This is a genomic window from Trichodesmium erythraeum IMS101 (genome assembly GCF_000014265.1).
Classification (GTDB): domain Bacteria; phylum Cyanobacteriota; class Cyanobacteriia; order Cyanobacteriales; family Microcoleaceae; genus Trichodesmium; species Trichodesmium erythraeum.
Genome location: NC_008312.1, coordinates 5,541,265 through 5,559,392 on the forward strand (window position 1 = coordinate 5,541,265; position 18,128 = coordinate 5,559,392).

At 29.8% G+C, this 18,128-nt stretch carries 8 protein-coding genes and 4 pseudogenes; 8 read left to right on the plus strand and 4 right to left on the minus strand.

Going from position 1 to position 18,128, the window contains the following annotated elements:
- Window positions 1–630: 630 nt before the first annotated feature.
- Entirely contained in the window at window positions 631–843 is a 213-nt protein-coding gene (locus TERY_RS17310) for a hypothetical protein (RefSeq protein ID WP_044136893.1), read from the minus strand.
- Between the two features lie 420 nt (window positions 844–1,263).
- Between TERY_RS17310 and TERY_RS26430 the strand changes: the two genes are divergently transcribed.
- A complete protein-coding gene (locus TERY_RS26430) occupies window positions 1,264–2,232 on the plus strand; it encodes a methylglyoxal synthase (protein WP_011613013.1) in 969 nt (322 codons plus the stop codon).
- A gap of 283 nt (window positions 2,233–2,515) precedes the next feature.
- Here the strand turns inward: TERY_RS26430 and TERY_RS17320 are convergent, their stop codons facing one another.
- The gene (locus TERY_RS17320) at window positions 2,516–2,797 is read right to left on the minus strand and encodes a hypothetical protein (protein WP_011613014.1); all 282 of its coding nucleotides are present in this window, start codon (window positions 2,795–2,797) and stop codon (window positions 2,516–2,518) included.
- Between the two features lie 1,370 nt (window positions 2,798–4,167).
- Here TERY_RS17320 and TERY_RS35300 point away from each other — a divergent pair.
- Window positions 4,168–4,314, plus strand: coding sequence for a hypothetical protein (locus tag TERY_RS35300; protein WP_196797103.1), 147 nt, complete (start codon window positions 4,168–4,170; stop codon window positions 4,312–4,314).
- A gap of 438 nt (window positions 4,315–4,752) precedes the next feature.
- Window positions 4,753–5,790 (plus strand): IS630 family transposase, encoded by a 1,038-nt coding sequence (locus TERY_RS17330; protein ID WP_011610772.1) that lies wholly within the window; start codon window positions 4,753–4,755, stop codon window positions 5,788–5,790.
- Window positions 5,791–6,075: 285 nt separating this feature from the next.
- Here the strand turns inward: TERY_RS17330 and TERY_RS17335 are convergent, their stop codons facing one another.
- Window positions 6,076–7,257 carry a tetratricopeptide repeat protein gene (locus tag TERY_RS17335; protein ID WP_011613015.1) on the minus strand — a complete coding sequence of 394 codons (1,182 nt, stop codon included), beginning with the start codon at window positions 7,255–7,257 and terminating at the stop codon, window positions 6,076–6,078.
- 607 nt (window positions 7,258–7,864) lie between these two features.
- On the opposite strand from TERY_RS17335, the pseudogene TERY_RS31030 reads away from it, so the two are divergent.
- The 5 genes and pseudogenes from TERY_RS31030 to TERY_RS17365 all read left to right on the plus strand — a co-directional run bounded on the left by TERY_RS31030 (window position 7,865) and on the right by TERY_RS17365 (window position 15,449).
- Window positions 7,865–8,683, plus strand: a pseudogene (locus TERY_RS31030) (IS630 transposase-related protein).
- A gap of 575 nt (window positions 8,684–9,258) precedes the next feature.
- A complete protein-coding gene (locus TERY_RS17340) occupies window positions 9,259–10,218 on the plus strand; it encodes a glycosyltransferase (protein ID WP_011613016.1) in 960 nt (319 codons plus the stop codon).
- Between the two features lie 510 nt (window positions 10,219–10,728).
- Window positions 10,729–11,998: pseudogene (locus TERY_RS26435) on the plus strand (IS701 family transposase).
- 348 nt (window positions 11,999–12,346) lie between these two features.
- Window positions 12,347–13,387 (plus strand): annotated as a pseudogene (locus tag TERY_RS31035) (transposase).
- 472 nt (window positions 13,388–13,859) lie between these two features.
- Complete coding sequence (locus tag TERY_RS17365) at window positions 13,860–15,449, plus strand: hypothetical protein (RefSeq protein WP_044137735.1); 1,590 nt, start codon at window positions 13,860–13,862, stop codon at window positions 15,447–15,449.
- A gap of 936 nt (window positions 15,450–16,385) precedes the next feature.
- On the opposite strand, the pseudogene TERY_RS31040 reads toward TERY_RS17365, so the two are convergent.
- A pseudogene (locus TERY_RS31040) lies at window positions 16,386–17,176 on the minus strand (IS630 transposase-related protein).
- Between the last annotated feature and the right edge of the window lie 952 nt (window positions 17,177–18,128).

Below are 18,128 nucleotides of genomic sequence, written 5' to 3' on the forward strand. Positions count from 1 at the left end.
TTCATAGTGGCACGATAAAGATTGAGATTTAAAGACAGTAACTATGAAAAAGTAATTTAAAAAATATGTAGTTTATCAAGATTAATAAGAGGATATTTTTTATTATTATAGGTCATAAATTTTGCCCTAAAAAAAACAATAAAAAACTAGACAAAAATGGTAAATAACTAACAGTAACTATCTGTAATACTATAAAGCCTGTAAAAAATGACTATCTGGTGGAGCTAAAGCCTGTAAAAAATGACTATCTGGTGGAGCTGGCGATCGCTCCCCAAAAGATAGTTACAGTAAGTGTTTGATAATTTTTGGAGATGTCTATTTGTTATATGAACCTATGCCACTAATAAAATGCGATTAATCTACATAAGTATAGTGGCAAGCACTACAAAAGCACCAAAACAAGTATAAATACGCCCCCATATTACAACTAGGCGACGATATTTACCTTGATACCAGGCAAAACAACCCTCTTGTTGAAAACGAGGTACAGAAATTTTGATCCCTCGTCCTGGTTTCTTTTTGTCTTTCCAAAGTCGTTTGGGCAGTTGAGGTCTAATCCCTCTTTGATACCTTGCTTGTCTTTGTCGTTGACAATCATATCCTTTATCAGTGGTAATAACTTGGAATCGCTTACGTGGAGGGCCCCGTTTTTAAGTTTTCACACTTAGTACTATCAATTAAGGGAATTAGCTGTTCTCTTTCATTGCCATTAGAGGGGGTAGTACAGTTAGCTACTGGTAATCCATTTTCTTCTCTCAAGGTATGAATTAAAATCCCCTTCCTTTTATGGCCATAAGCTACATCCTCTCCTCTACCCTGACCGGGGTAAAAAGAGCCGTCCACGGCTGTGTAGCTCCAATTAATTAGTCCTTAGTTTTCTGGAATTCCTAAAATTCGTCCTTGTAGGTATTTGAGAGTTCTATCTTCTTCCTAACGCTTCAGCCATCTGTGTACTGAACTCTTGGAGGCCCAAATCTCTCAAGCTGGTACATCACAACAATGACAACCTATTATTAATATGTAGAGAAGAGTATGATTTTACATATCGTACGGGGAGTATGAGGCACACGTTTACCTCTTTTTTGTGGTGAAATAGGAAAAATATCTTCAAATAACTTCCAGTCTATGTCACTTAATCCTTTAAATTTACCTAGCATCTTTTTTCAATTTACCATAACTGAGTAACGCTTATCGTAGTATCATCATTTGACTATTAGTGGGATAGATTAGTATAATTAAGCAATGCTATAACAGGAGATAAGTATGGAAGATAATGCAAACTATAAGAATGCCGTTGATATTTTGAGTACAATATCTATTTTAAAGGAATCCTTTTCTGTTACTGAAATAGAACTTTTTGTAAAGCTGACAAACTTTCAAAGATATAAAGCAAAAGTTAAGATTATCTGTCAAAGTGAGCCAGCTATCTCTATCATTTGTCTGATCACCGGCGAGGCTCGTGTTATTTCCAATGATTACCAATTGGCAATATTAAGAGAAGGAGATATATTTGGAGAATCAATGTTTTCGAATGAATGCATTCGTACGGCTAATGTGATTGCGAGTACAGATGTCTCTGCTATCATATTTACAGTAGAAGATTATGAAAGACTAACTAGGATTTCTCCAAACATTGCTCTAAAGTACAAGCTTTTTTTTGAGGCAATTTATAAATATCACAAAAGAAAAGATGATAAGTTTTTCTCTGTTGATTCCACAAAGTATCTTGCCCTTATTGCTCATAATGAAATGAAAAGTAGCTTGGTTGAGTTTGTGAAAGAACATATAAAATTGATTACTAAATTCCCACTTGTGGCTACAGGTACTACGGGACTCCTTCTTCACCAAGCAACAGGTGTGGTACTTTCTCGAAAAGTAAAGTCTGGACCTTTAGGAGGGGATCAAGCCATTGGAAGCATGATTTCCACAGATAATATTTGTGGTGTATTGTTCTTTCGTGATCCTCTTTCTTCACACCCTCATCATGCGGATATTGAGGCCCTATCAAGATTATGTGATGTCTATCAAGTTCCTTTGGCTACCAACCCTTCTACTGCTAAGGCTATTTTATTGTATCTAGACAATACTCCTTTAGAAGGTAAGCATAATTTCAGTTTAGCATTGACAAAATATCAAGAAAATCAAAGTCGTATAGTTCACGGGGGGGTGACAAGCAGCTTGAAACCATTGGGAGATAGTGATTATCCAGATATTCACTCTGTCAAAAATTGACTTTTTTTTGAGAATGATAATTATTCTTTCTAAGATATGGGTTAGCGATATAGCTGCCGCCACCATCCTCCGTCAAGGCTAATTCACATCACCGAAATTAGGTTGATTTATTATTCAATAATAAAATTACATCACATTAATGTAAATCAATTAAAAAATTTTTAATAATCAGATAAATGGCTAGACATTGACTGTAAATAATTAGATATTATCTAACATTGACAGAGCTTTTAATCCCCTTTGATAATCAGACTTTTTTTTGAGGACTAAGCTTTATTATCTGTTAAACAATGTCAACTAAATAATTCCCAGCAAGTACCCATAATTCACTATATATACCTACCCAAAAATTACTATGTCTTCTGTCTCTTCGTCCTGGTTCGTTTAATCGACAAATATATCTTTGACATTCTAATTTTTTAATATAATTACCATGATAAAATGAAGCAGTGTAAGCAATGGCTACTAATAGAATTAAATTAGTCAAACGTTGTATATTAGCCTGACTACCTTCTAGGTTATATCCTCCTTTCTTACAATCAGACAACATAGCTTCAATACACATTTTCGACCGATAATTTTTGATAATTTCATCTTTTCAAGATTTGTCAACAAGTACCAAATTTCTTTCTCCATTTTATTTTTATATTTTCTTTTCCAATAGGTAACTCAATTAAAATATCCAAATCCTTTTCGACCGATAATTTTTGATAATTTCATCTTTTCAAGATTTGTCAACAAGTACCAAATTTCTTTCTCCATTTTATTTTTATATTTTCTTTTCCAATAGGTAACTCAATTAAAATATCCAAATCCTTTTTTATGAGTAATATTAATGTTACTTAAAAATATTTAAGTTCCCACAGATACGGCTAAATCAGTGAATTGCTGGTACTTTTTACCAGTTTTTATATAGTGAAGATTCATTTTTTTCCTAAAAACAAAAGAATTTTTTTGAGGTAATTTTAGCTTTTTTAGCCAGTTTTATAACTCTACACAATGGAATTATCGATCTCCAATAACTACAAGCTTATATTTTTTTATAACCGTAAAAATAGTTTAATAAGTAAATTTTTTTCTGCCAAATTACTAGAGCTTTTTTTATTCAAAACTAGCCAATAAATAGGTGATGCTCGTTACTAGCCAATAAATAGGTAATGCTCGTTTTTTATATATGAAAGCAATAACGAATATATTACTATCTTTCCATTGTTTCTTATCTATGGTAAAAATCAATTTACTACCATCGGGAAATTATAGACTAATAATCATAATTATCATCGGCAACTACAACAAGGGAAAGCTCAAAAATATAATGTTAAAAATCTTTGTATATGTTTCCGGCGACTCTCATATTTAATTGGTAAAGGAAAACAGGCAACTAATCTTTCTATTTCAACAGTTTTGTGAAAAGTTAATAACCAAACTAAAATTTTTCAAGTTTGGAATTGACTTTCAGTCAAAGATTATTGAAAATCTGACTCAGATAATGAAAAAAAATCCATTGGGGTCGGTCTATTTATATAAGTGGACTGAATTTTTTTACCATATAATGTGATTTGTCGCTACCACAAAGGTTGACACAAAAATGGTAATATTGGTTAGTGATCTCTAATCTACATCTTAAAAAGAATAATTATTATTCTCAGAAAAAAAGTCAATTTTTGACAGAGTGAATATCTGGAAAACCATTATCTCTCAATAGTTTCGAGCTGCTTGTCACCCCGTGAGGTAGTTAACCTAAGTAAGCCCATTTCCGGTTATCCGTTTATAGGGTTTGGTTATATTCAGAACAGGACATAAAACTTTCACTTCATCACGACTCCTCTCCTAAACGTCCCAATTCAAGAGGACATCCTTAAATTCCACCTTAGACCTAATGAGTCCTTAATTGTTAACTGCTTTTAAGTCGTTGGCATTTTTAAGGTCGTGGCAATGACAGGGCAACAGTTGTTTATTCTTAATTGTAGCGAGCGCCTAACTACAGAAATTGAAAGCAGTTTGCTCTTTTTTTTCTCTCAATATCCAATCTTACAAAAAAATAGCGCGATCGCGCCAGAGCAAAAGCTGTTAGATCTCTAACCCAAAGACGATGTAAAAAAAAATATTACTCTGGAAAAAACAAAAATCATGCATTAAAAAACAAAATAATAACTACATAAAGAGGAACATAAATAGTAGATTTGATAATTGGATAAATAGGGCAATAAAGCGATATAAATTTACCCATAAAATAGCCAAAAAAATTTTATAAAAAACAAAAATTTTAGAGAGATAAAGGAGCTCAAGAAACTGAGAGAACTAGGATATCGAAAAAAGTCTATAAAAAAATAATTTTTCCCATAAATTCAAGAAGATAACAATAAAAAATATCAGAAAATAATATTTGTGGAAAATGTAATGTGGAACATCTAATTAGGTTGATAAAAATATTTAGAGTAGCCAGAGAAATATAGCAATCCCATATTGGTCGCAACAGATATAATAGTAAGAATAACAGATCTAAGAAAAAGACAAAAAATGAATATTATAGATAAACTAAATGATTTTATTAATCAAACAAAAGAGTCTAAAGAAATTAAAAGGGCCTTGGCCGTAAAAATGACCTTGTCAGGAAAATCCTACCATGAAGTCAAAGAATTATTAAATGTTTCTCACAGTTTTATTAGTGAATGGAAAAACCAAGCATTATTTCATGGTGTAGAAAGTTTAAGGCTTCAGTATCAAGGGAGACAAGGTTACTTAAAAACGGTCGAAAAAGAGAAAACAATTGAGTGGTTGAGAGCACAAGATTATCTTAGGTTATCAGATTTAAAAAACTACTTACAGGAGCAATATGATGTGGTTTTTGAGTCTAATCAAAGTTACTATAACTTGTTTAAAGAAGCGGGCATAAGTTGGAAAAAAACTCAAAAAAAGAATCCTGCTAAAAATGATGAATTAGTAGAAGTTAAAAGAAAAGAAATACAGGAATTTTTAGCTAAATGGCAACCAGAAATAGAAACTGGAAAGCTTACAGTGTTTATGATTGATGAATGTCATCTTCTATGGGGAGACATATTAGGTTATGCTTGGGGAAAAACAGATGAAAGAATAGAAATTGCAATTAAAAATGAAAAAGAAAGACAGACTTATTATGGAGCTTTAGACTATAAAACCAAGGAATTTCTTGTGCAAGAATATGAGAGTGGAAATACTAAAAATACTATTGAATTTATTAAATATTTGCAGAAGCAAAGACCGGGCAACAAATTGGCAATATTTTGGGATGGGGCAACTTACCATAACTCTCAAGAATTTCGAGAATATTTAATGACAATTAATCAATACTTATCAGAAGAAGAATTGTTGATAAATTGTACAAGATTTGCTCCCAATGCTCCGGAGCAAAATCCTGTTGAAGATATTTGGTTACAAACCAAAAATTTCAGTATTACTTTTTATCATCTTTGCAGTTCTTTTAAAGTAGTTAAGTGGCTATTTAAGTTTTTTGCGGATGGTCAAATATTCAATTTCCCAAAACTTTTTCAGTATGAAATTTTGCCGCAACCTACTTAGGATTGCTATATTCAGATTAAAAGATAGTAATTATCAAAAAGTAATTCTAACAATATGTGGTTTACTCAAACTAAGAATAGGAAAATTAATTTTAGTCGAAAATTTCAATAATTGAATTAATAAAAAGAAAAAAAGATGCAATAAAACATTTAGTTATTAACAATAAGTACCTCAAAGACTGATAATGGTGTACAACTAGCTAAAAATGCTTGGCAATTATAAAAAAGCTAAAGTCAAACGAGACAAAAGCTTTAGCAATTTTTGAATATGTCTAATAGTCCGTAATTAACTTACCTGTCTTAACCTCCGTTCATCATAGACCATACTCAAATTATGAGAAATTATTTCCCAATAGACAGGATAACTTTCTTGAGTATAAACCTCTTGGGCTCTAACAAAACAAGCGATCGCCTGCTTGAGATTATTTTGTTTATCTCCCATCATCCGATCTAGATAAACATTTCCCAGATTATTTTGAGTAGTTGCCCAGTCTAGGGGAAACTGTTCCTTAGTCCGTACTTTAAGAGCAAAAATATAACAAGCGATCGCCACTTCAATATTTTCCTTTTTTTCTCCAGCAATACGTTCATGGTAAGCACTACCCAGATTATTTTGAGTAGTTGCCCATTCTTGAGGCAACTTCTCTAAACGCCTCACAGTTAAAGCTTTCTGATAACAACTAATAGCATTTTCCAAATTTTCCTTTCTTCTTCCGGCAATACGTTGTTGATAAGCATTCCCCAAATTATTTTGAGTAGTTGCCCATGTTTCAGGCAACGCAGAATTAGTTCTAACTTCAAGAGCTTTATCATAACAAGCGATCGCTACTTCTATATTTTCTTCTAAGTTTCCAATAGTACGTTTTTGGTAGCTACTACCTAAATTATTGTGAATAGTTCCCCAAATTTCTGGAAATTCTTGACAGCTTAAAACTTTTAAAGCCACTTCATAACCTGCTATTGCTATTTCTACATTATTACTTTGATTTCCCAAAGGAAATTGTAGAATTAGGTTACTAAAACTAATAATATCTAGAGCGATATTTTGCGCTAATTTTTGCTCCATTTTTGGCAAATTTTCACCAGCCCAAGTTTGTATAACTTTGAGAAAATTTTTATTAAGTAGATCCTGATTATATTCTAATAATGAATAAATATTTTCTAGTTTTACATCATTATCAGATATTATTTGTAATACCTGCATCAAGAAAATTATATATTTTTTTTCATCTACAGATAGGGAAATATTTTTTAAATTTATCTCTAATATTGCTGCCAAATTTTCCAACCATTGAGCATGCAAACCATCTATTTTTCTATTAAACTTTGCTATTTTTTTCATGACTTGAACTAATCCCAAATCTAGTAAATCTTGATTAGCTTGTAAGATTTTATTTTCATTACCAGAAGGTGAAACTAATAAGGACTGAACTAGACCGATGTAACTAGAAATTTGTGGTTGATGCATATTTTTTACCTCAGAGTTTTGTTTGCTAGACTCCGCTATCTATTTCTCATAGTAATTCCTAAAAATAATGTAATACCTTGCTCAAGACTTAAGTAATTAAGTAATAAATAAATAAGTAAAGTTCAGCAATATTTTTAACTATTCTAGGGAAAAAATCTAATTACTCTTATTTCCAAGAAGTCTAATTTACTACTAAACTTGTATGGAATGCCCTTACTTACTCTCAAGAAGATTTAGCAATAATTTTGATATTTGCTATGAGGTAGATATTTTTTATTTATTTACAATTGATGGTTACCTTGATAAAAAAACTTTTAAAGAAAAATTTATAGTTAGTAAAAATATTAGATGGTAAGTTTGTATAATTTCAGAGTTAATTAATACAGTAATTTACTGTTAACTCTTGTAATATAACCGATTTAATTCCCTTCTTCTTTCAGACCAAAACAGGCTTTTTTTTATAATATTGATAAATTTACTATTTACTATCAAATACTTTTATAGTCGTTTTAATTAAAATTGAAACAAAAATTGAGTATAATAAAATCAAGTCAACTAGAAACTATTTTGAACTATTCCTTACAGTTTAGACTTCAGATAAAAAGTAATAAATTGTGTATAAAATGGCGGTACAATTACCAAAGTAGCTCATACATTTGGGATAGGAATAGCTTCAATATATAGATAGTTATCTCGCCCAAAATTGTCAGCAACTAAGGTAACAATTAGTCAAAGAAAATTAGATTAGAAAGAATTAGAAAAAGATGTAAAATCAAATCCAGAGTCGCTCATTGTCAGACAGAGCTAAAAAATTTGGAGTTAATCAAGCAGCTATATTTTATGTTTTAAAAATAATGAATTTTCCTTAAAAAAAAACAACTTTGTTATAGAGAAAGAAATAGAGAATAAAGGATAAAATATTATCAGCTTTCCCTCGAAATTTTATCAAAAGATTGGGAAGTAAAAGCCTTGTATTTATTTATGAATCAGGATTTGAAGATAATCAAGACTGTATTTATGCCTAGTCAAAAAAAGGGAAAAAAGTTTATGGTTAGCAAGAGGGAAAACGAGGTAAAAGAGAAAATTTAGTAGCCGGGAGAAGAAAAAAGGAAAAAGATTTAATAGCACCAATTATATTTAAAGGAACCCTAAATACAGTGGAATTTTAATAATGATATGATCAACATTTATTACCATCATTAAAAATTTCCAGTGTACTGCTGCATGGATAATTCACCATTAATTACGAAAAAACTTTATTAGATAATTAGTAGAAGCAGGGGGTCACCAATTAATATTTTTGCCAAAATACTCTCCTGATTTAAATGGCTAAGAACATGATTTTAGTGCATTAAAAAGAGCTAGAATGTATTCACCTATCAATACATCTATTGATAAAATTATTCGTAATTATTGTGCCAGATAGTGTCTCATTCTTATTTAAAGTAACTATAACTTATGTCAACTATCTCTAAGCCTATTTAGGCTCATTAAGTATTGTATATATCTAAAATTAATATTTATATAAACTTCATGGAGTATTAGTACATCTAGGTAAAGCTTTTTTGCTTAAATTATAAAATTTTATAAAAGTTACTAGAGTAGGAAGTGGAGGAAGCAAAACTAACAGGTAAAGTCAAAAAAAGTCTGTGAAAGTAAAAGAGTCAAAAGTCAAGAGTTAAAAGTTAAGAGCCAAGAGCCAAGAGTCAATAATCAAGAGTTAATTTTGTCTTTAAATACCAAATAGTGATAATCTATTTCAAAATTATAATCTTTGAATTGCTAAGTAAGTATTTCGTCGTCAGTTATGAGTTATTAACTCATTATCACACCGAAAAAGGAATTAGTCTCCAAAGAGAATTAAAATCCATAAATAAATATGAATAAATATGAATAAATATAAAGTAAAAAGTCACCAACTAAATTCTTGACAAAACTGAATACTTAAATTTTTAGATTCTATTAAGTTTCTTGAAGTAAACACTGCAAAATATCTATCCAATGACAAAACTAATTATTCAAATACCTTGCTACAACGAAGAAGAATGTTTAGGAGTAACTCTAACTGCTTTACCTCGAGAAATACCAGGAATAGACATCATTGAATGGCTAATAATTAACGATGGTAGTCAAGATCGAACAGTTGAAATTGCTAAAGAGTATAAAGTAGATCATATTATTAGTTTTCCCAGAAACCAAGGTTTAGCCAAAGCATTTATGGCAGGTTTAGAAGCTAGTTTAAAAGCAGGAGCAGATATTATCATTAATACTGATGCAGATAATCAATATTGTGCCGATGATATTCCTTATTTAATTCAACCTATTATTTTGCGCCAAGCAGAAATTGTAGTAGGTCAAAGACCAATCTGGGAAACTAAGCACTTTTCTTATACTAAAAAATTACTGCAACAATTAGGGAGTTGGGTAGTCAGAATAGCGAGCAATACAAATATTCCAGATGCACCCAGTGGTTTTCGAGCTTTTAGTCGTGAAGCCGCCATGCAACTTAATGTATTTAACTCCTATACTTATACTCTAGAAACAATTATTCAAGCAGGGCAAAAAGGTATAACAATAACGTCAATTCCTATCAGAACAAATAGTGTATTAAGACCTTCCAGACTAGTTAGAAGTACCCCTTCTTATGTATTGCGTTCTCTATTTACTATACTGAGAATTTTCTTACTTTACAAACCCCTACGTTTTTTCCTGATGTTAGGAAGTTTACCCTTGAGTTTGGGAGTAATTTCTGGTATTCGTTGGTTATTTTTCTTTTTTAGTGGATATGAAAAAACCAGAGTACCTACTTTGATTTTAGCAACAATATTAGTCTTGGTTGGATTTCAGTTATGGATATTAGGTTTAATCGCAGATTTAATGGCAGCTAATCGTATAATTATGGAAGAAATTCAAGTGCGAATGCGCAGGCAAGATTGTAATAATAATAATTACAAAAAGTAACAGAATTTAGGTTTATAATCTTGCTCCTAACTTTTTGAATTCGTTTTATGGATAAACTCTAATAACTTCTTAATGTTAATAGTAATTAAATACTTTATAGGATTCTGTAGGTAATTTTTTTACAGTAAATATGAGAATGAATAATTCAATAGTTATCTATCAATATTTAGAGTAATTTTAATTATTAACTTTATAAGAACTGATTTGTAAACTTAGCTGAGAGTATTAATATTATCTAGCTTTTAGTAATTTGGGGTTGACTGGAAAAACTTGCAAAACCTCAGCATAAGTAGGTAGGCATTAAAACTTGTTGCTATACAACAAAATGTAAATTTACTCTCAAATACACTGTCCAGAAGAGCTTGTAGTTACTTGAAAAAATTTCACATAGTTAAGGGATTTCTTTGCCTACTTAACTTAACGGGACTTTAGTGAAAAAATAGTAAAAAAAAGGGTATAATGTATACCTGATATGTATTTTACGTTAATTACTGGCCTGGGAAAAGTTTGATGAAAGAAACAACTTCAGTGGCCATGCCCTCTTGTTTCCATCGATGGTGCGATCGCTTTAACAATGTCTTTAAAACAAAAGCCCAAAAAACAGGGTTTAGGGAATATATAGGAGGATTACTCTTGAGAAAGCGATCGAAAAAACTTGTCTCAAATTGCCAACAACACTGTAGGTCACACGTACCACAAATTACGGCATTTTCTAGTTCGAGCAAATTGGTCTGTAGATGCTGTGAATGAGCGTCGTCTTCAAGTAATGTGGGAACGTCGCCAAACAAAACCTTCTCGATCCTATTGCTTTAATTATAGACGATTCAGGCCACAGAAAAAGTGGTAATTTTACTGCAGGAGTAGGGCGGCAATATATAGGAGAAATAGGAAAAACAGATAATGGTGTAGTCGTGGTGACAACTCATCTTTATGATGGAGTTAAAAGTCTACTTTTAGACATAGCTTTGTATCAGAAAGCTGATTCTTTTCCAAAAGGAAAAAAAGACCCAGAATTTGTCAAGAAACCAGACGAGTGCAATGTCTCTAGTAGATCAATGTTTGTCCAGAGGACACCAACCAGAAATTGTGTTAATTGAAATTTGGCTATGGTAACAATACATCATTCTTAAATCAACTAGAGAAAAGAAGTTTAACTTATATAGGAGGATTAGCTAAAAATCGAAAAGTCATCATTAAAAAACAAGATGACATTAAAGAGGAAATTAGATTAGACAAGCTGGCAGAAAGTATACCTCAGAAAGCTTTCAACTTAGTTCAACTAAGTACAAAAAATGCTAGAGAAGTTTGGGTAGCTACATTAGAAGTAGAAATATCTAGGATGTCAGGTCAAAAAACTATAGCTATCGTTATGAATGCTAAAAGTTTTTCTGAGGCCACTGATATTAACTATTATATCACTAATAGAGAAGACAAATATGTAACTCCTGAGTGGATATATTCTACTTATTCTCAAAGAAATTGGGTGGAAGTTTTCTACAGGGAAGCCAAAGGATGGTTAGGATTAAGAGAATATCAAGTCAGAGATAAAATCAGCCTTAAAAGGCATTTTATTTTAGTATTTTGTGCTTATACATTTATTATCTGGCATCAGTTAACAGGAGGTATAAGAAGGCGTTGGGCTAACAAACCATTAAATACGTTTACTGATACTTTAGAAGCATTTCGTACCGCAATATCTTATCGTTTTGTTGAGTGGTTAGATGAAAACATCGACGTATTTACCGCTCATAAAGAGAGTTTAGGGTTTGTTTGGGCTTGAAATTTGCTAAAGTCCCGTTAACAAGAAACTCAGCTTTTCAATATTTATTCTATAAATCAGCTCTAATAGAGATAATCGCATTAAAATGAATATTATACTTTATTAGCCACCGAATATACTGGAATTACTCGTATTTATAATAAAAGTAAAATCAGATAATCTGTTGACTAAAGTTTTAAATTGAGTAAGATATAATCCTACTATTACTTCTAACTTTTAATCACCAAAACCTAGAAATCTCTAACTATTAATAGTCATGAAATACTTTCTAAAAATATATAGCAATCCGCGCATAGGTTGCAACAGATATAATAATAATAATAACATATCCACTTCACTAGACAAAAAATTAATATTTTAGATAAACTAGACGATTTTATAAATAAAATATGCATAGTCAAAAGAAATAAAAAGAGCCAAGGCATGTCAAAATAATTTTTTTTTTGGAAAATGATAGTGTGAAATTAAAGAATTATTAAATGTAACTCAGCAGTTTTATTAGTGAATGGAAAAATCAAGCGTTTCATGGTGTAGAAAGTTTAAAGCTTCAATTATATTGGAACATAAGGTTACTTAAAAGCTGTCGAAAAAGAGCAAATAATTGAGTATATGAGGACACAAAGTTACTTAAGATCATCAGATTTATAAAAATATTTAAAAAAGCAATATTATGTAGTTTTTGAGTCTAATCAAAGTTATTATAACTTACTCAAAGAAGCGGGAATAACTTGGAAAAAAACTCACTCATATAAATCTAGCTGAAAATGATTAATTAGTGAAAGCAAAAAAAAAGAAATAGAGAAATTATTGGTAAAATAAAAATTATAAATAGAAGCTAAAAAGCTTGTAGTGTTTATGGTTTATGAATGTTATTTATTATGGGGCTATCTCTTAAGTTATGCTTGACGAAGAAAAGATAAACGAAGAGAAATTCCTATGAAAAATGAAATAGAAAGACCAACTTATTATGGAGCCAATTATTATCAAACTAAGAAATTTATTGTGCAATAATTAAAGAGTAAAAACACTGAGAATACTATTGAATTTGTTAAATCTTTAAAAGAGCAAAGACTGGGAAAAAGATTGGCAATATTTTGGGACGGTGCAAGTTATCATAACTATCAAGATTTTAGAGAATATTTGATGTTAATTAATCAAGAAAAACCCGAAGAAAAATGGTTGATAAATTGTCTAACATTTGCTCCGAATATCCCAGAACAAAACCCTGTAGAAGATATTTGGTTACAAACCAAAAACTTGATTAGTCAATTTTATCATCTTTGTAGTTCTTTTAAAATAGTTAAGTGGTTATTTAAATTTTTTGCAGACGGTCAAATCTTTGATTTTCCAAAACTTTTTCAGTATGGAATTTTGTCACAACCTAAATAGGATTGCTATATAATAAATTATGGACAGTAAACTAGAAACTGAATAATTCAATAGTAAACCATTAATATTCAGAATAAATTCAGTAGTTAACTTGATAAAAAAGATGATAAAATATCGTAGTATTTATAATCAAAATAAATATAAAATTATTTCAATAAAATCATATTATTACTTCTAAAGCTTGTGCATTAATTTCATTTAAAAACTTAAAATATTGGTATAAAAAATAGAGCTTAATATTTATTAAATATATAAAAAATACGAATAATATATAACAAATTTATATATACAAAATTAGCAATAAAATTTTCTATATTTGGTATAGATTAGAAAAAATGTTAACAATAAAAACTATCAGATTATAGATATGAAAAATCCTAATATACCCATAACAAACCAAACTAAATTATCAGATATAGAATCTGATTCATTCTTGAGTAAAAATGATATAAATAACACCGAAAAAATTAAGATGAGAGACTTATTTGCTCAAGAAGCATTAGCTCAAATACCAAAAATTTTGACATTGCTAGACCGGAACTTACATAGTCCCACCTATGGCTGTTTTGACCGTAATTTTTGGCATTACAAAATTATAGACTTTCCCAGTGGAATGGCTCAAGAATTTGTCTTACCTTTAGCCTTAGCTTATAGTTTAAAAATTCCTAATAACCCATATTATCATCAGGAAATGATACATAAATGGGTAGAAGCAGGAATTTTATATACTTCTCATGCTGCTCATCCTGATGGTTCTTGTGATGATTATTTTCCCTTTGAACGAGCTAGTGGAGCTACAGCTTTTTCTTTACTAGCTAGTATTGAAAGTTATCAAACATTAGGATTAAATAACTATAAAATACTCAGTTTTTTTGAAAAACAAGCTGACTGGTTAGTTCATCATTATGAAAATGGCAAATTAGCTAATCATGAAGCATTAATTGTTTTGTGTTTAGAATCACTAAGTATATTATTGGAAACCTCAAAGTGGGATACAGCAAAAGCAAATCGTTTGTCAAGATTATTAAGTTGGCAGAGTCAAGAAGGATGGTTTACAGAATATTCCGGTTTTGACCCTGGTTATCATACTCTTACTATATCTTGTTTAGCCAGAGTTTATGAATTAAATCCTAGTGAAAAATTAAAATCTATTATCATTAAAGCAGTCGAATTAGCTACCCAATTTATTCATCCTGATGGCTCTTTTGGTGGAGAATATGCTAGTCGTAATACTTATAACTTTTTTCCTCATGGATTTGAATTAGTCGGTAAATGGTTACCTGCTGCTTTGTGGATTAACGATCAATTTTTAATAGGCTTAAAAAATGGTTTAGCTCCTTGTTATGCTGATGATCATATTATTGGTCATCATACCTGGAATTATTTATTGGCATGGCGAGATTTTATTACTGAAAGACCTGTTAATATTAATCGTGATGTTGCTAGTCTTTTGTTAGAAGAAGCTAAAATATTGATTAAACGACGACCAGGAATAGAATTATATGTGAGCTTAAATAAAGGTGGTGTTTTTAAATTATTTCGTAACCAAAAATTAGTAGCTTCTGATACTCATTTATCCCTACAAGTTAGAAAAGGGAGAAAAATTCTTAATGCAGTTAGTCATCTGAGTGGTAATTATGATGTCGACATATCTCAGGATGAAATAGTTATTTCTGCTAATATGGGTTGGGCAAAACAAACTCAAATGTCATCTCTTAAGTTAATAATTCTGAGATTAGTAATGTTAACTTTTGGGCGTTTTTTCCCAAATTTAATTAGAAAAATATTACAAAAAATTTTAATTACTGGTAAACAAGATGCGCCTTTTTCTTTCAAGCGCCATTTTAAATATAAAGATGGAAGTTGGCATATTACAGATGAACTTTTTGCTAAGTCTTGGTTGGATGTAATTAGTGCAGGTATTGGTTGTGATCAAACCTCTATTTATGTTGTAATGAGTCGCACTTTTCAAATTAGTCAATTACAGTCTTGGCATGATTTAACAACAGAAATTAAAAAACTTTCCCCTGGCCAGCCCTTGAAAATTGAACGTAAGTTTTGACTTATATAACTTTTGTTTGAATAGGAAAAAGAGCAGAAAGTAGGGATGTTCTATGGAGTATCCCTATAATTAAATTTGATTTATTAAGATAATTGGATTTAATACAAATTCCCAAAAATAATCCAAGACTTTACTCAATATTTCAGTTATTCAGTCAGTAAGACTACAGCCGCCAACTACGATAGAGTATTTTTGAAAATTACAACCATTGTTAAATAAACAATTATTCTAAATAAGGTTTAATTGCATACTATTTTAGTTTATTATATAAACTTTTCCATTCTATAAATCATAATAACTACCCAAAATTTTTAGTTGATTTTTTTGTACTAACTGGGTAATTACTGGAGAAAAATTTATGATTTTAATTTGCTAAATAAACAATTATTCTAAATAAGGTTTAATTGCATACTATTTTAGTTTATTATATAAACTTTTCCATTCTATAAATCATAATAACTACCCAAAATTTTTAGTTGATTTTTTTGTACTAGCTGGGTAATTACTGGAGAAAAATTTATGATTTTAATTTGTTAAAAAATATTAGGTTGAACAGTATTTTTTACAACATTTCCTGTTTACCTCAAGCAGCTTCTACAGCAGGCTTAATTGAAACACTTCTACTACCTATTTGAACAGGAAAAGTTATCCAGCAGCTATTATTTTTTTGACTGCTCAAATTTTTTTATTTCCTAATACCATTAACACTTTTAAATCTAATATTAAAGTGCCACATTCTATACTACTAATTTATTCGGTAGTAGCAACATTTCCAGCTTTTATAAGAATAAATAAGTCTCCTAAACCTCTATCAAAAGTTATCTCAACAGGTACCTGATAGTCTGGGAAAAGATAATAGTAGCAAAGAGGTTGTGACCATCAGTAACTTCTTTTAATCTGGCAACACTTATAGTCATTTTAAATAATAATGAGACACTATTTGGAATAATAATTACGCATAATTTTATCAAGAGATGTGTTGATAGGTGAATACATTCTAGCTTTTTTTAACGCACTAAAATCATGTTCTTAGTCATTTAAATCAGGAGAATATTTTGGTAAAAATAGTAATTGATGATTCCTTGCTTTTACTAATTCTCTAATAACCTTTTTTCGTTAGAATTGGTAAATTCTCCATAATTAGTAAACTGGGAATTTTTAATGCTCGCAATAAATGTTCATTTAACCATTGTTCACATCCCACGGCATTTAGGCTGACTTTAAATATAATTGGTATCATTAAATCTTTTTCCTTTTTTCTTCTCCCAGCTACTAACTTTTCTATTTTTCCTCGTTTTCCTTCTAGCTCACCATCAACTTTTTTCCCTTTTTTTGACCAGGCATAAATACAGTCTTGATTATATTCAAATCTTGATTAATCAATAAATACAAGGCTTTTACCTCCAAATTTTATCAAAAAATTTCGTAGTTTATGATAATATTTTCTTCGTTCTTATCTATTTATTTCTCTATAACCAAGTTATTTTTTCCAAGGAAATTTTATTCTTTTCAGAGCATAAAATATAACTTTAGGATTAACTCCAAATTTTTTATCTCTGTCTGCTAATGAGCGATTATTTATTTGGTTTTATATCTTTTTCTAATTCTTTTCAATCTAATTTTCTTCGACGACGTTTTACCTTAGTTGCTTCCAATTTTGGGCGAGATAACTATCTAGATATCGAAGCTCTTCCTATCCCAAATATATGAGCTGCTTCGGTAAGCATACTACTATTTTCTACAAAATTTATTACTGTTTATCTTAAGTCTAAACTGTAAGGCATGGTTAAAAATAGTTTCTAGTTGACTTGATTTGATTCTACTCAATTTTTGTCTCAATCTTAATTCAAATAACTATATATTAGAGTTTTTACATTTATTTTCAAAAAATCTTTTATTCCCTGCCATTAATATTGCCAAAATTTTATCTAGAGAAATTTCTGGAGAAACTTTAATTTAGTCAGGCGTTTTTGGTTTTACTTCTGGTTATTGAACATTTTATTTTTAGCAGCTTAAAGCTAAACTTGTTACTTCTGTTGCCATAAAAAAAATTTCATAAATTTTGTGTTTTTTTCAGATAATTTTAGTCCTAAAATTTTTTGTATTTGTATCCTATTAGAGTTTTCCTTAACAATTCAATTTTTATGTTTTTCCTCTAAACTATACCAAATTTCAAAAAAGTTTTTTCACTGAGTAACAAGTCCCTAAGAACCCTTTTTCAATAACTATTAAAACTCAAATATTTGTATTTATAATTAAAGTTTTTTTGATAATTATAATCATTTTTGTAGCAGAACGTAATTTCTATCACTCGCCCACAATCCCATATTTAAGTTTATTTATTTTTCAATTAAATACTGAATACCATTTATCAAAAACTTTTCAACATTTTATTAGATAGGAAAGTAGGTTAGTAGAGTAGTCTAAATATTGCATCAAGGCGTCCGTAAAACATAATAATAATTATTATTATTGGGATATACTCAAGAATAAAAAAACATGAATTTTGTATAACTCTATTTGATTAACTTACATCAAATTTTGGTAATAATTTATCCTAAATTATCTATAATATAGATCCAACATAAAATTAAGGAGGCTAAACAATTTTATAATAGTACTTATTTTGACTTAATCTCTATAGCCCAATAAAATTTAATTAAAGATTTTCTTTGAGTT